Annotated in this window: 17 protein-coding genes and 1 tRNA gene; 6 read left to right on the top strand and 12 right to left on the bottom strand. The window is 38.3% G+C overall.

Features of this window, described 5'->3' with window-relative positions:
• Window positions 1-84 precede the first annotated feature (84 nt).
• Window positions 85-213: a hypothetical protein gene (locus MB14_RS19180; RefSeq protein ID WP_260310861.1), complete on the top strand. Its 129-nt coding sequence runs from the start codon at window positions 85-87 to the stop codon at window positions 211-213.
• A gap of 86 nt (window positions 214-299) precedes the next feature.
• Here the strand turns inward: MB14_RS19180 and MB14_RS17545 are convergent, their stop codons facing one another.
• The gene (locus MB14_RS17545) at window positions 300-638 is read right to left on the bottom strand and encodes a single-stranded DNA-binding protein (RefSeq protein ID WP_062300120.1); all 339 of its coding nucleotides are present in this window, start codon (window positions 636-638) and stop codon (window positions 300-302) included.
• Between the two features lie 216 nt (window positions 639-854).
• On the opposite strand from MB14_RS17545, the gene MB14_RS17540 reads away from it, so the two are divergent.
• The 4 genes from MB14_RS17540 (at window position 855) to MB14_RS17525 (ending at window position 2,960) form a co-directional block, all read left to right on the top strand.
• Complete coding sequence (locus MB14_RS17540) at window positions 855-1,217, top strand: hypothetical protein (protein ID WP_062593948.1); 363 nt, start codon at window positions 855-857, stop codon at window positions 1,215-1,217.
• A 116-nt stretch (window positions 1,218-1,333) separates the two neighbouring features.
• The gene (gene fsa, locus MB14_RS17535; RefSeq protein ID WP_053224619.1) at window positions 1,334-1,990 is read left to right on the top strand and encodes a fructose-6-phosphate aldolase; all 657 of its coding nucleotides are present in this window, start codon (window positions 1,334-1,336) and stop codon (window positions 1,988-1,990) included.
• A 52-nt stretch (window positions 1,991-2,042) separates the two neighbouring features.
• Window positions 2,043-2,246 (top strand): hypothetical protein, encoded by a 204-nt coding sequence (locus MB14_RS17530; protein WP_053224804.1) that lies wholly within the window; start codon window positions 2,043-2,045, stop codon window positions 2,244-2,246.
• Window positions 2,247-2,249: 3 nt separating this feature from the next.
• Window positions 2,250-2,960: a cell division ATP-binding protein FtsE gene (locus MB14_RS17525; protein WP_062300118.1), complete on the top strand. Its 711-nt coding sequence runs from the start codon at window positions 2,250-2,252 to the stop codon at window positions 2,958-2,960.
• On the opposite strand, the gene MB14_RS17520 is transcribed toward MB14_RS17525, so the two are convergent.
• From MB14_RS17520 to MB14_RS17485, 8 genes are all read right to left on the bottom strand, one after another.
• Entirely contained in the window at window positions 2,947-3,477 is a 531-nt protein-coding gene (locus tag MB14_RS17520) for a hypothetical protein (protein WP_062593946.1), read from the bottom strand. The two genes, MB14_RS17525 and MB14_RS17520, sit on opposite strands and share 14 nt — an antisense overlap.
• The gene (locus MB14_RS17515; protein WP_089082185.1) at window positions 3,467-4,027 is read right to left on the bottom strand and encodes an RNA polymerase sigma factor; all 561 of its coding nucleotides are present in this window, start codon (window positions 4,025-4,027) and stop codon (window positions 3,467-3,469) included. The genes MB14_RS17520 and MB14_RS17515 overlap by 11 nt, the downstream gene beginning before the upstream one ends.
• Before the next feature lie 148 nt (window positions 4,028-4,175).
• A complete protein-coding gene (arsM, locus tag MB14_RS17510) occupies window positions 4,176-5,147 on the bottom strand; it encodes an arsenosugar biosynthesis arsenite methyltransferase ArsM (protein ID WP_062593943.1) in 972 nt (323 codons plus the stop codon).
• Window positions 5,148-5,150: 3 nt separating this feature from the next.
• Entirely contained in the window at window positions 5,151-6,206 is a 1,056-nt protein-coding gene (gene arsS, locus MB14_RS17505) for an arsenosugar biosynthesis radical SAM (seleno)protein ArsS (RefSeq protein ID WP_062593941.1), read from the bottom strand.
• A gap of 3 nt (window positions 6,207-6,209) precedes the next feature.
• Complete coding sequence (locus tag MB14_RS17500; protein ID WP_062593940.1) at window positions 6,210-6,545, bottom strand: arsenosugar biosynthesis-associated peroxidase-like protein; 336 nt, start codon at window positions 6,543-6,545, stop codon at window positions 6,210-6,212.
• A gap of 165 nt (window positions 6,546-6,710) precedes the next feature.
• The gene (locus MB14_RS17495; protein WP_062593937.1) at window positions 6,711-7,397 is read right to left on the bottom strand and encodes a DUF2064 domain-containing protein; all 687 of its coding nucleotides are present in this window, start codon (window positions 7,395-7,397) and stop codon (window positions 6,711-6,713) included.
• A 131-nt stretch (window positions 7,398-7,528) separates the two neighbouring features.
• Entirely contained in the window at window positions 7,529-8,071 is a 543-nt protein-coding gene (locus MB14_RS17490) for a GNAT family N-acetyltransferase (protein WP_062593935.1), read from the bottom strand.
• A gap of 110 nt (window positions 8,072-8,181) precedes the next feature.
• Window positions 8,182-8,255 (bottom strand) — tRNA-Arg (locus MB14_RS17485).
• 129 nt (window positions 8,256-8,384) lie between these two features.
• Between MB14_RS17485 and MB14_RS17480 the strand changes: the two genes are divergently transcribed.
• Entirely contained in the window at window positions 8,385-9,092 is a 708-nt protein-coding gene (locus MB14_RS17480) for an outer membrane beta-barrel protein (protein WP_062593933.1), read from the top strand.
• A 78-nt stretch (window positions 9,093-9,170) separates the two neighbouring features.
• Here MB14_RS17480 and MB14_RS17475 read toward each other — a convergent pair whose 3' ends face one another.
• The 3 genes from MB14_RS17475 to rpoN are packed head-to-tail and all read right to left on the bottom strand — an operon-like array spanning window position 9,171 to window position 12,034.
• Window positions 9,171-9,950 carry an enoyl-CoA hydratase-related protein gene (locus MB14_RS17475; RefSeq protein ID WP_062593931.1) on the bottom strand — a complete coding sequence of 260 codons (780 nt, stop codon included), beginning with the start codon at window positions 9,948-9,950 and terminating at the stop codon, window positions 9,171-9,173.
• A gap of 3 nt (window positions 9,951-9,953) precedes the next feature.
• A complete protein-coding gene (locus MB14_RS17470; RefSeq protein WP_132644142.1) occupies window positions 9,954-10,571 on the bottom strand; it encodes a phosphatase PAP2 family protein in 618 nt (205 codons plus the stop codon).
• A 2-nt stretch (window positions 10,572-10,573) separates the two neighbouring features.
• The gene (gene rpoN, locus MB14_RS17465) at window positions 10,574-12,034 is read right to left on the bottom strand and encodes an RNA polymerase factor sigma-54 (RefSeq protein WP_062593927.1); all 1,461 of its coding nucleotides are present in this window, start codon (window positions 12,032-12,034) and stop codon (window positions 10,574-10,576) included.
• Between the last annotated feature and the right edge of the window lie 86 nt (window positions 12,035-12,120).

Below are 12,120 nucleotides of genomic sequence, written 5' to 3'. Positions count from 1 at the left end.
TCAATAAGAAAAAGTGGGTTTAAACCCGCTCAGGGCACTGGCACCCTATTTGGATACTTACTACTGAACTTAAATACAGAAATTATGAAAGCTGCAACAACACAAACTACCACTTCTAAAAAAACTAATTCATTAACAAAATTAGTAGTTGCTGTTTTCGTAACCTTCATTGCTTACCAAACACTCATTTCAGTAACGGGAATTATAGGCTAAGCCGAAAAAATAAAAAGTAGAGTAATTAAAAAATGCATAGACAATCCCCGACCGTCTATGCATTTCTGTTTTAAAAGAATTGGGTTTCATTTCTTCCCACCCATCATCAACAATTCGTTTAGGTTAATCTCAGTCACGAATCGTTTTTCACCAGCCGAGTTTTCGTACGACCTGTGCACCAACTTTCCTTCAATACAAACTTCCGCGCCTTTCTTTAAATATTCAGCGGCTATCTCTCCTACCTTGCCCCAAGCAATAATATTATGCCATTGTGTGTCTTCGATTTTATCTCCGTCTGCATTTTTGTAGGCATCTGTAGTGGCCAATGAAAACGTAGTAAGCTTTTTACCTGATGTTAAGTTTTTCACTTCTGGATCTTGACCTAATCTTCCGATCAACTGTACACTGTTTCTTAAATTTCTCATGATATAAAATGTTTAACGTTTGTTGTCCGTTCGGTTTGTATTTCCGAATTGACAATGGCAAAGTAACAGCAGACCGAAAAGCAAAGTCGGTTGCTAAACGTTTGTAGTCGGGTAACATTCGTTTGTAAACGTTTACAATTGGATATACCACTCTTTTACAATAACTTAACTCCCAATTCAGAAAAGTGGTAGTTTTTGTTTTTTAGATTTTTCAGCATGGAAGAAAGACAATGTTTAGAATGTGGAGACGCGATGTACGGCAGAATCGATAAAAAATTCTGCTCAGATCAGTGTCGTAACACCTTTAATAACCGCCAGAATAGCGACTCAAATAATTATGTACGCAATGTTCACAACTTGCTAAGAAGAAACAGGCGCATTTTAGAAGAACTCAATCCAGACGGCAAATCAAAAACCACCAGAAACAAACTTATAGAAAAGGGCTTCGACTTTAATTATCACACTTCTACTTACACTACAAAAGCAGGCGCCACCTATTATTTTTGCTATGAATACGGCTACTTGCCATTAGAGGGCGATGCTTTTGCCTTGGTGAAAAAGCTCGAAGAACTGAACTAGGTTTAGTTTCAAGATAATTTCTACCGTCAATAAAAAGTTGTGTTTATAAGGGCGCTTCAAGCAAACAAAAACATTAGCTTTGTAATGCATTGCAAATCAATCTAAAATAGATCAAAATGAAGTTCTTTATCGACACCGCGAATCTTGATGAAATAAGAGAAGCCTACGACTTAGGCGTGTTAGATGGTGTAACCACCAACCCTTCTTTAATGGCTAAAGAAGGCATTTCTGGCCACGATAACGTAATAGCCCATTATAAGGCGATTTGTGATATTGTAGACGACAACGTAAGTGCCGAGGTAATTGCTACCGATTATGAAGGCATGTTGAAAGAAGGTCGTGAATTGGCTCAAATCGATGACAAAATCGTTGTAAAAGTGCCAATGACTAAAGATGGTATTAAAGCCATTAAAACTTTTACAGCTGAAGACATCAGAACCAACTGTACATTAGTATTCTCTGCTGGTCAAGCTTTATTGGCTGCCAAAGCAGGTGCATCTTATGTTTCTCCATTTATTGGAAGACTTGATGACATTGGGTATGATGGTTTAGAGCTTATCGAGCAAATCTGCCAGATTTACGACAACTACGGTTTTGCTACCGAAGTACTGGCTGCCTCAGTACGTCACACTATGCACTTATTGCAGTGTGCCGAAATTGGTGCAGACGTTGCAACTTGCCCGTTGAAAGTAATCACTAGCTTGTTGAACCATCCGCTAACAGACAAAGGTTTGGCACAATTTCTTGCCGACCACGCCAAAGCAAATGGATAAAACTTTAGTTCCAACTTCGGGTTATGCAAATGACCCGAAGTTTTTAAGGAATATGTATATCATTAAAGTAAAAGGGAAAGCGAAAATCCCAGATTACATTCAGTTAAGAGACGAGAATTTCGTGCTCATAGCATACTTTCGTGCCGACCGACCGTTAAAAAAGTTAGAAAAGTATGACCTTGAAGGGAAAGAAACTGAATTGCAAGAAGTAATCAATAACTTACCTTTCGGTAAACTTCAAAAGCTGGATATTTAAATTATGCCTTTTTCAGGAGAACCCATTGTTCGCATCGAAGATGCCACCATTTTTCAAGACGATAAAACTGTATTGAACAACATTACCCTTTCCATTAATAAAGGAGAGTTAGTGTATTTGGTTGGAAGAACAGGAAGTGGTAAGAGTTCTCTGTTAAAAACGCTTTATGCCGATTTGCCGCTTCGTTTGGGTAAAATTAGAATTGCTAATCATGACATTCAGAATATCAAACGAAAGGATGTTCCACTTTTAAGAAGAAAACTAGGAGTTGTATTTCAAGACTTCCAGCTCTTCCCCGATCGCTCAGTTGCCGAAAACATCTACTTTGTAATGAAAGCCACTGGCTGGAAAAACAAAGCCAAGATGAAAAGTAAGTTGGCCGAGGTACTTATGCGTGTTGGTTTGGGAGTGGTTGCCAATAAAATGCCTCATCAACTTTCTGGCGGTGAACAACAAAGGGTAGTAATTGCACGTGCCTTAATTAATGATCCTGTGCTTTTAATTGCCGATGAACCTACCGGAAACCTCGATCCTGAAGTTTCTGATGGTATTTTCCAGACTTTTATGGAAATCAATAAGGGAGGAACTTCAATTTTAATGGCAACACACGATTACAACCTCATTAAGAACTATCCTAAACGTGTTTTAAAATGCGAAAAAGGTAGTATTCTTGATTCTAACGAAGTTGAATTAAGTCTATTTAAAGTGAGCTAACGTCTTCTGATGTTTCACTCTTACTTTCTTCTAAAACTTCCAATTGCTTTTCGAGCAAATAGAGCTTTTGTTTGAGCAAATGCACCAAAGCGCTTTTAAGCTGAGGCGTTTCTTGGCCGTTTTCAAATGCACTTTTCAACTCTTCATAATTCTGATCTAAAGATTGAATATCGGCTTCCAAAAAGCTGAAATGTCCTCCTGTTTCCACCTCTTCCGAAAGCATCATTTTCTTATCAGAAATCATTTGGGTGTAAAAAGTTTCAAGTTCCTTGAACTCTTCCATGGCAGTGCTTTCTTCTCTCATTTCTGACCCAAAATATTTTTCTGAGCCCAAGTAGGCTACTGCAATAAGCAACACCGCAACCGCTACTTTCCAAAACCAATGAGTCGAAGTTCCGGTAGTTTTATCATTCGTGTCAAGCCCTTTTTGGATTTTATTCCACACCTCTGCTCTTGGCGCTTCGGTATCGAAATGTTCCTTATTATCTTTTATGAAATCTTCTAGCTTATCCCGCATGTTGAAATTCCTCTTTTAATATTTCCCTCAATTTCTTTTTCGATCTATTGAACTGCGACTTAGAAGTTGATTCTGTAATGTTCAATATTTCTGCGATCTCTTTATGGTCATAACCCTCAATCAAGTAAAGAGTTAACACCAACCGATATCCATCAGGCAAAAGCTCAATCGCTTTTTTTACTTGACTGACATCAAAATCTCGATCATCCGTTTCTTCATGATCAAAACGCTCATCATAAGCTCCGTAATCTTCAACGGACTCAAAATCTAAACGTCTTTTCTTAACTAAACTAATGGCATTGTTAAGCGTAATTCGCTTTAACCAACTACCAAAAGCTGCCGTTCCTTTATAGCTGTGAATATTTTTGAAAGCCCTTAAAAACGACTCTTGGAGCACATCTTCAGCTTCTTGTTCATTTTGGGTTACCCGATAAGACACGTTGTACATGGCTTTCGAATAAAGCTTGTACAACTGATACTGCGCTTGTCGGTCGCCCAACATACACAGGTCAATTACCTCTTGATGAAGATTTTGATATTTCGGTTCCAAATTTCTAATCCTTGCGCTAAAGACAGCCCGCTTGTATGAGGGTTGCTTAGGAAAGGTAAAAAATTTAAAGAAGAGTTGAAGAAAGGAATGGTCTAATCTTTAACATACCCCTTCCTTAACTATTCTCATGAGCGAAAAGCCAAATAGATTAACAACAGCCTCCACCATCATAGAAGTAAGTAGAAGGCGAAACCCAAATATTTGAGTCATTCAAGGCTTCTAAATTTCCCGCTGTCTTATCACAAACCGATAATGGCTGATTCTGCAATAAAATATGACCACCGTGATCATCGAAATGGGTTTCTGTTCCATAATAAATTGCGGTTCTGCCCGTAAACACACAAGGACCATCGGCTGGCATTGGATCCTTAATCGCGCAAACCTCTACACTTTCTATATATATTGGTTCGGCAGTATCATATTGATTGGGATGCAAAATTCTATAAGGTCTTTTGGCTCTTATTTCTACTGTACCAAAACCGACATCGGTAATCATTTTAATATAGTCTTTTAAAGGCAACGAGCCGCTCAAGCAAAGTCCGCGCAATCGATCATCATTCTTGAGGTTTTCGGGCATGGTTTGCTCCGCTATTGGGTCAGATAACACCAATCGGCCATGAGGTTTCAAAACCCTATACATTTCTTGCAGTGCCTTTTTCAGGTCTTCTTCATGAAAGATATTAAACAGACAGTTTTGTGCTGCTACATCAATTGAAGCATCTTCAATAGGCAAGTTTAGCGCATCACCTTGTCGGATATCGATAAAAGAAGCATCTAGCCAATCGTTTGTTAATTCCGCTTCCTTGATGTTTTTCCTGCAAGCATCAAGCATTTCATCCACCACATCTACCCCAATAACCCCCGCTTTCTGACGGCTAAAATACGAGAACTGAAGGAGCTCCATTCCTCCGCCCACACCTACATAAAGTATTTTAGGTGAATTGACTAAATCCCGTGGGTGGACAGTACTGCCACAACCGTAATTCATTTCAAGCATGATTTTAGGGATTTCCAAACCTGGAAATGACCAAACTGGAGTAGTGGTGCAACAGAGTCCAACGTCTGGTTTTTCGGCAGCGGCTTTATATATATCTTTAGTCGTTTTTAAGTAGTCGTTCATTTGCTAGTTTTTTGTTGTGGTTCCTCCACAGCTTGAGCCTGCTCCTGCAGTACAACCGAAACAGTGTTGGTTAATCATTATCTCTCGCGCCATTAATTTATCTAGGTTGAAATCCTTGATGTGATCTGGCGCACCATCTTTCAGTTTCATTTCAAGCATTTGGTTGAAATCGCAATCATATAAATAGCCATCCCAACCAATTGACACCATAGAACGGCACATTACACCTGCCACGGCAGTAGGGTTAAAGGCATTCACCAGCTCATTCATGTATTCCTCATAATTATTGCTGTTGACGAGGTAATCCAAAAACCGACTCACTGGCAGATTGGTTATCGCATACAAGTCATTGAAAACGATATTGAAATTCTCTTTGAGCTTTCTTTCAAACTCACTTTGCAGTATCGTCTGATCGTCTGGCAGAAATGCCCCCGATGGATTATAAACCAAATCTAATTTCAAGTCCGTACCCTCCTTTCCGTAGCCAATCTCATTCAGCATTTGAAGTGCTTTAATGGACTTTTCAAACACACCATCACCGCGTTGAGCATCGGTTCTTCTGGCCGTGAATGATGGCAGTGAAGACACCACATTCACTTTGTGCTTTTTGAAAAAATCAGGCAAATCATGGTATTTCGGGTTGGCCAAAATTATGGTCAGGTTACAGCGAACAATGATGTGCTTACCCAACTTAGAAATCTCCTCTACAAACCAGCGAAAATCAGGATTCATCTCTGGAGCACCTCCTGTCAAATCCACCGTACTGGCCTTAGAAAGCTTAAGCGCATCCAAGCATTGCTGCATGGTTTCTCGCGTCATGATTTCCTTGCGATCAGGCCCAGCATCAACATGGCAATGTTTACAAACCTGGTTACACATTTTTCCCACGTTGATCTGAAATACATCGACAGAAATAGGCTTCAAGGGCATCATGCCGATAGGATCAATTTTCCGTTCGAAAGAATCAATGCCAATAGCTTCGTGATCTTCTAAAATTTTGATTTGCCTTTTAGCAACAGAAAGTGCGTGTTGTTGTCTTTTTAATGTCTGTAAAGTCATAGACTACATTAATTTTTCTTTCACCTGATTCATCATCTGCACTCCATGAGCCAATACCGCCCCGCCTTTTATAGCAGCAGCTACATGTACCGCCTCCATCATTTGTTCTTCATCGGCTCCTTTTTTCATGCAGGTATCAGTATAGGCGTCAATACAATATGGACACTGAACAGCATGCGATACTGCCAAAGCGATCAATGCTTTTTCCCTGGCCGTTAAGGCACCCTCTTCGAAAACGCTGCCGTACCAATCGAAGAATTTGTTTCCCATTTCAGGTTGGAATTCCGTTATGTTTCCAAACTTTTTAAGGTCGCTTGGGTCGTAATATTTTTTAGACATAGTCTTATTTCTTAAGTAGAAAGCCCCTTTGAATTTCAAAACAGAAGTAGTTTCAAGTCATTCGACATGAAAAACATTGCACATTGAGACTGGGCTCTTTTAAATAATTTAATTGAAAATGATTGCTCTTCGACAAATAGTAACTGCAAAGAGAAATTAGAGTAATTAAGAAACGAATGAGGGTGGCCCTCTAAGCTCTATCTGTTGAAACCAAATGGATTTTGGAAGGGTGAAATCGAAATTAGTATGTAAAGTATAAGTTCCGAAAATTGCTTTCAGAATTTGTTTAAAAGCCTTCGGTAAGTATAACCCACTCTTTATAATATTTTCAAAATCCGATCGCTTATTTATGTCAATTAGGCACTTCTCTAATTCTTCTGAAGACAATAGTGATTTGAGTTGATCGAAAACCAACCCAGTATTCCAATCAATATGAAGGAATGCACTGGCATTAAAGTCATTTTTTGAAACACCTATTAAATAAGCTCCACCATGGTTATCTCTACCTAAAACATTCTTTCCATTTTCGAGCTTATCCTTAACCCAAAGTAAGTCTTCGGAAGTGAGCTCTGGAGCATCATTACCAACAACGATTACGTTTTCAAAACCTTCTGAGAACAAGTTCGAGATGCCGTTTGTGAGTCGCTCTCCAAATGAACTACCAATTTGTTCATCAGAAAAAAGAGCTTTTACCGGAATGCTAGTTTGATCAATCGTTCTCTGAGTTTTCTTGACCAGAAGATTAAACAAATTAGAAAACTGCTGAACGTTTAACCCTACATTTTTCGCCAAGAATTCCTCTTTAAGGTTTCTTGAAAAAAATAGAATAGCAGTATTAGTAACTTGAGACATTCAGTTTTCTTTGAACTTATCAACTCGTTTTCGAGCAAAAAGATTTACCCAACTTAGAAAAGTATTGGGACAATGTCGTACAAAATACTTTTAAAGTTGCTGGCTGGTAAAAAGCCATTCAACAAAAGAAATTAAAATCTAGGGTCAGTATCCAGTATTGCGTATTCGAAATTATCGGACCAGCCTGTTTTTAATGGCAGCACTTTCCTCTTCCTTCCCTCCTTAATCATTCCTGTCTTTTCTAAAACTCGGGCAGACCCCACGTTATCTACTGCGCAGCCCGCTTCAACTCTGTGAAGTTTTAAATCATTAAAAGCAAAATCCAACATTAATTTTAAAGACTCAGTACCATATCCTTTACCCCAAAAATCAGGATGGAGTTTAAACCAAACTTCGCCAATCCGAAATTTAACATTCCCCAATTTTAGAGCAATGAGACCTACAAAATCATCCGTCTTCTTTGTCCATATTGTAAACGTATACTGTCTGGCGTCAAGTTTTTGATGTTCTGAAATCCAAGGTTCAATGATTAATTGAGTATGGGCTATGTTTTGTGGAATACCAAGCGTATTGAATTCGTCTACCTCTGGAATACTATGAAGCGCATGAACTTGCCGCAAATCCGCTAAGGATAATAAATGAAGATCAAGTCTTTTGCTCTCAAGGTGAATCATAGAGGAAAAGTAGAAAAATACCGCTACTAGTTTCTAAATCAGAAGTTAATATTTAATAAACACGGCTAAAAAACAAAGCCCTTTCCACTTACATGGAAAGGGCTTTTATGTGACCTCGGCAGGATTCAAACCTGCAACCTCTTGAGCCGTAATCAAGTGCACTATTCAGTTATGCTACGAGGCCAAAACTAAGATTCGTTAAATCCCGTTAAATTTGGTCTGCAAAGGTAATTAATTCTTCTACTTTGCAAAAGCTAGTTATTAATACTTTCAAAAAATACTATCTTTGCCCAGCTCAAAAAAGCCAATAAACATGAGGAAATTAGGAATACTACTTATAGGAGTTTTAACATTAGGATCAATTGCCAGAGCTCAAAGACCAGACCTTCCGGGAAGTCTTGTTGTAGACTGGGGTTTGAATACCTTTTTAAACGCACCAACAGATGTTAAGCTTAGCAGTTTCAATTCAAAAACAGTAAACGTAATTTATTATTACGACTTACCGATTGGCGATAATGGACTAACCTTTACTCCTGGTATTGGCTTAGGTATGGAAAGATTTACTCTTGAAGATGGAAAAACTCTTAGAACAAGTGTAAACAACTCAAATGTAAGAAGTGTAGCTGTAGCAGATTTAGCAACGGTTTATCCTCAGGCAAATACTTTTGATAAGTCGAAGGTTGGTTTAAACTACTTAGACATCCCATTGGAGTTCAGATACTACACCAGCAAGAACAATTTAAGCAGAGGTTTTAGAGTAGCTTTAGGTGCGAAAGTGGGTGTTCTTTATTCTTCTTTTACCAAAGTGAAATTTGAGGATGATGCTGCAGACCAAAGAATGGTTAAAGACCGTCAAGATCTTGGGTTTCAAAAATTTAGATATGGAGTACAAGCTAGAGTAGGATTTGGAGGATTTAGCCTTTTCGGATACTACGAACTTTCAGACAAATTCGATATTGCTCCAGCTGGCGGAGTAGATACTCAAGGTTTATCTTTTGGCATTTCACTCACTGGGTTCTAATGAAAGACTCAAACGATATAGTCACAAAAAAAGGGAAGATTTAACTTCCCTTTTTTTGTGACTTAAACTTTCTAGATTTTATTCACCTTTGAATGCTGCTTTTCTCTTTTCTAAGAAAGCGGTAGTTCCTTCCTTATAATCATAAGTAGCGCCTGCAATATCTTGACAATAAGCCTCATATTCTAGCATTTCTTTTAAACTAGAATTCTGCGACTTGTTTAACATTTTTTTCATTAAACCAATTGCCTTTGTTGGAGCCGAAGCATAATAATCGGTGTATACTTTTACAGCACTGTCCAATTCTTCATCTGGAACACACTTAGATATAAGCCCCATTTTTTCAGCATCAGAAGCCGAAACCCTAGTGCCCATAGTGGCCAATTCAAAAGCTTTTGAACTCCCTACCAATCGGGGTAAGAAATAAGAGGAGCCTGAATCTAATACCAAACCAATATTCACGAAAACTTCAATCAATTTTGCGCTTTCACCTGCCACAATCAGGTCGCAAGCCAAGGCAAAAGAACAACCTGCTCCTGCGGCTACCCCATTCAGTCTACAAATTACTGGCTTTGGCATTTCAGTAATTGCCTTAATAATTGGGTTGTACCTTTTGTGTAATGAATCTGAAAACGAACGACCAGGGTTTTTAGAGGAAGCCTTCAAATCCTGCCCTGAGCAAAATGCTTTTCCTTCTCCAGTCAATACTAATACTCTAACCTCCTTATCTCTCTTTGCATCTTTTAAAGCCGCTTGGATTTCATAGGTTATTTCATCGTTTAGGGCATTATACACATCTGGTCGATTTAAAGTAAGCGTAGCTACGCCATCTTCTTTCTCAAACTTTATAAATTCATACATATACTAAACAAACAATAATACAGAACTGAAACAAACTAAAAAGCCCAAAACAAAACCAGCCAATGATTCAGAGGGCTTATGGGCATTTAAATATAATCTAGACCAAATTACGATACCCGTTAACATAACTGCGATAACCAAAGGCCAAAACAAAGAATTACCGCTGGAATAGACTCTGGTAAACACTATAATAAAACCCAACCAGCCTGCCACACCAGCAGCATGTGCACTTATTTTCCAGAAGTAAGTAATCAGGTTGGTGCTTATTACTACAGTAGTCATTGAAATCATAATTACAGCCATGCTTGGACTAAACCAAACCTGACGACTCATTAAATAAGTAACCAGAATATAGAAAACTGAAATGAATGCAAAAGGCAGATATCTATCACGCCTTTCTTTCATGTGTAGATCTTTAATGACTTTAGTAAACATAAAGAGCAAAATAATAAAAACAGGAATAACACAAGTAGTAAGAAAAATCAAAAGTAGCACAGTAGAGCGGCCTTTTTCAGTAAGGTTCGAACTATTGTCAATATGAAAGAGATAAGTATAAAAAACCAGCGTTGGCATTAGCAATGGCTGGAAAACAGTAGATACAATTTGAGCAAGTAACTTCAACCTTATAGTTCTTTTCTTAATCTTGCGACAGGAATATTCAATTGTTCTCGATATTTGGCCACAGTTCTTCTGGCAATATTATAACCTTTTGCCTTTAGTGATTTCTCTAATTTATCATCAGATAATGGTTTACTCTTATCTTCATTATCTATAAGCTGATTTAAAATATTCTTCACTTCACGGCTACTCACATCTTCACCAGAAACTGTTGAAATACCTTCTGAGAAAAAGTACTTCAGTGGAAATATACCAAAATCTGTTTGAACCGATTTTGAGTTGGCCACACGGGAAACCGTAGAAATATCCATATTGATTTCGTTGGCAATGTCCTTCAAAATCATTGGTCGAAGTTTCGTTTCATCACCTTCTAAAAAGAATTCATACTGAAACCTCACCATCGCGTCCATGGTGCGCAAGAGTGTATTCTGACGCTGCTTTATGGCATCAATAAACCATTTGGCTGCATCTAGTTTTTGTTTTACAAAAGAAACCGTCTCTTTCAGTTTCTTGTCTTTTTTATCGCTCTTATCATAAGCCGAAAACATATCTGAATACGACTGGCTCACTCTTAATTCAGGCGCATTTCTTGAATTCAAGGTTAAATCGAATTCACCATCATTATTGGTAAGAATAAAATCAGGGATCAAATACTGGGTTTTAGCCATCCCGCCAGAAACGCCTCCTGGCTTCGGGTTTAATTTAGTAATGAGGTGAATTGCATCCTTCATCAACACTTCATCCTCAATATTGAGTTTCTTTATAATCTTATCGTAATGTTTCTTTGTAAACTCTTCAAAACAAACAGACAGGATGGCCTTTGCCATTTCTACCGCTGGATCAGGGTCATCTTCTTCCCACCTTCTCTCGAGTTGAATTAGAAGACACTCCTTTAAATTTCTTGCCCCAATGCCGGGCGGATCAAACTGCTGGATTTCACGAAGTAAGTCTTCAAGTTCATCAACGTCTGTCTCTATATTTTGAGCAAAGGCCAAGTCATTTACAATCGCATCTAACTCTCTTCTGATATATCCATCGCCTTCAATACTTCCAATAAGTTGTTTAGCAACTAAAGTTTGACGTTCATCAAGACCCAAAAATCCCAATTGCATTTCCAATTGATCATTCAAAGAGCTTTGCATAGCTACAGGCATTTCTCTGTCGTCATCCTCAGAGTAATTACCATCACCTTGCATTTTGTAACCTGCATATTCATCATCTCCCAAATAATCTTCAACATTTAGGTCTTCAGTTGAAGAAATATCGTCAGATGGTTCATCAAAATCCTCTTCTGTTGTTGGGGCTTCAGGCTCTTCTCTTCCTTCTTCTAAAGCTGGGTTGATTTCCAACTCTTCCTCAATCCTAGTGTCCAACTCAGCAGTTGGCACCTGCAACAGCTTAATAAACTGTATTTGCTGTGGCGACAGCTTTTGGCTAAGAGACTGATTTAGACTAAGTTTTTGCATTGATAGAAAAATCCTATTGGTTATAAGCAAATTTAGAATAAAGAATTGAGGAACAAATTAGATTAGCCGACTTTTTAACAAAAATC

This window comes from Roseivirga ehrenbergii, from assembly GCF_001593005.1.
Taxonomy (GTDB): Bacteria; Bacteroidota; Bacteroidia; order Cytophagales; family Cyclobacteriaceae; genus Roseivirga; species Roseivirga ehrenbergii.
The sequence above is the reverse complement of the archived record's forward strand: the minus strand, read 5'-3'. Positions and strand labels throughout refer to the sequence as shown.

What these genes read in the sequence shown, in the direction of transcription:
- MB14_RS17530 (WP_053224804.1), top strand. Translation starts at nt 2,043, where the DNA reads ATGTATATCATTAAAGTAAAAGGGAAAGCGAAAATCCCAGATTACATT.
- MB14_RS17525 (WP_062300118.1), top strand. Translation starts at nt 2,250, where the DNA reads ATGCCTTTTTCAGGAGAACCCATTGTTCGCATCGAAGATGCCACCATT.
- MB14_RS19180 (WP_260310861.1), top strand. Translation starts at nt 85, where the DNA reads ATGAAAGCTGCAACAACACAAACTACCACTTCTAAAAAAACTAATTCA.
- MB14_RS17490 (WP_062593935.1), bottom strand. Translation starts at nt 8,071, where the DNA reads ATGATTCACCTTGAGAGCAAAAGACTTGATCTTCATTTATTATCCTTA.
- arsM (WP_062593943.1), bottom strand. Translation starts at nt 5,147, where the DNA reads ATGAACGACTACTTAAAAACGACTAAAGATATATATAAAGCCGCTGCC.
- arsS (WP_062593941.1), bottom strand. Translation starts at nt 6,206, where the DNA reads ATGACTTTACAGACATTAAAAAGACAACAACACGCACTTTCTGTTGCT.
- MB14_RS17495 (WP_062593937.1), bottom strand. Translation starts at nt 7,397, where the DNA reads ATGTCTCAAGTTACTAATACTGCTATTCTATTTTTTTCAAGAAACCTT.
- MB14_RS17520 (WP_062593946.1), bottom strand. Translation starts at nt 3,477, where the DNA reads ATGCGGGATAAGCTAGAAGATTTCATAAAAGATAATAAGGAACATTTC.
- fsa (WP_053224619.1), top strand. Translation starts at nt 1,334, where the DNA reads ATGAAGTTCTTTATCGACACCGCGAATCTTGATGAAATAAGAGAAGCC.
- MB14_RS17545 (WP_062300120.1), bottom strand. Translation starts at nt 638, where the DNA reads ATGAGAAATTTAAGAAACAGTGTACAGTTGATCGGAAGATTAGGTCAA.
- MB14_RS17480 (WP_062593933.1), top strand. Translation starts at nt 8,385, where the DNA reads ATGAGGAAATTAGGAATACTACTTATAGGAGTTTTAACATTAGGATCA.
- MB14_RS17540 (WP_062593948.1), top strand. Translation starts at nt 855, where the DNA reads ATGGAAGAAAGACAATGTTTAGAATGTGGAGACGCGATGTACGGCAGA.
- MB14_RS17475 (WP_062593931.1), bottom strand. Translation starts at nt 9,950, where the DNA reads ATGTATGAATTTATAAAGTTTGAGAAAGAAGATGGCGTAGCTACGCTT.
- rpoN (WP_062593927.1), bottom strand. Translation starts at nt 12,034, where the DNA reads ATGCAAAAACTTAGTCTAAATCAGTCTCTTAGCCAAAAGCTGTCGCCA.
- MB14_RS17500 (WP_062593940.1), bottom strand. Translation starts at nt 6,545, where the DNA reads ATGTCTAAAAAATATTACGACCCAAGCGACCTTAAAAAGTTTGGAAAC.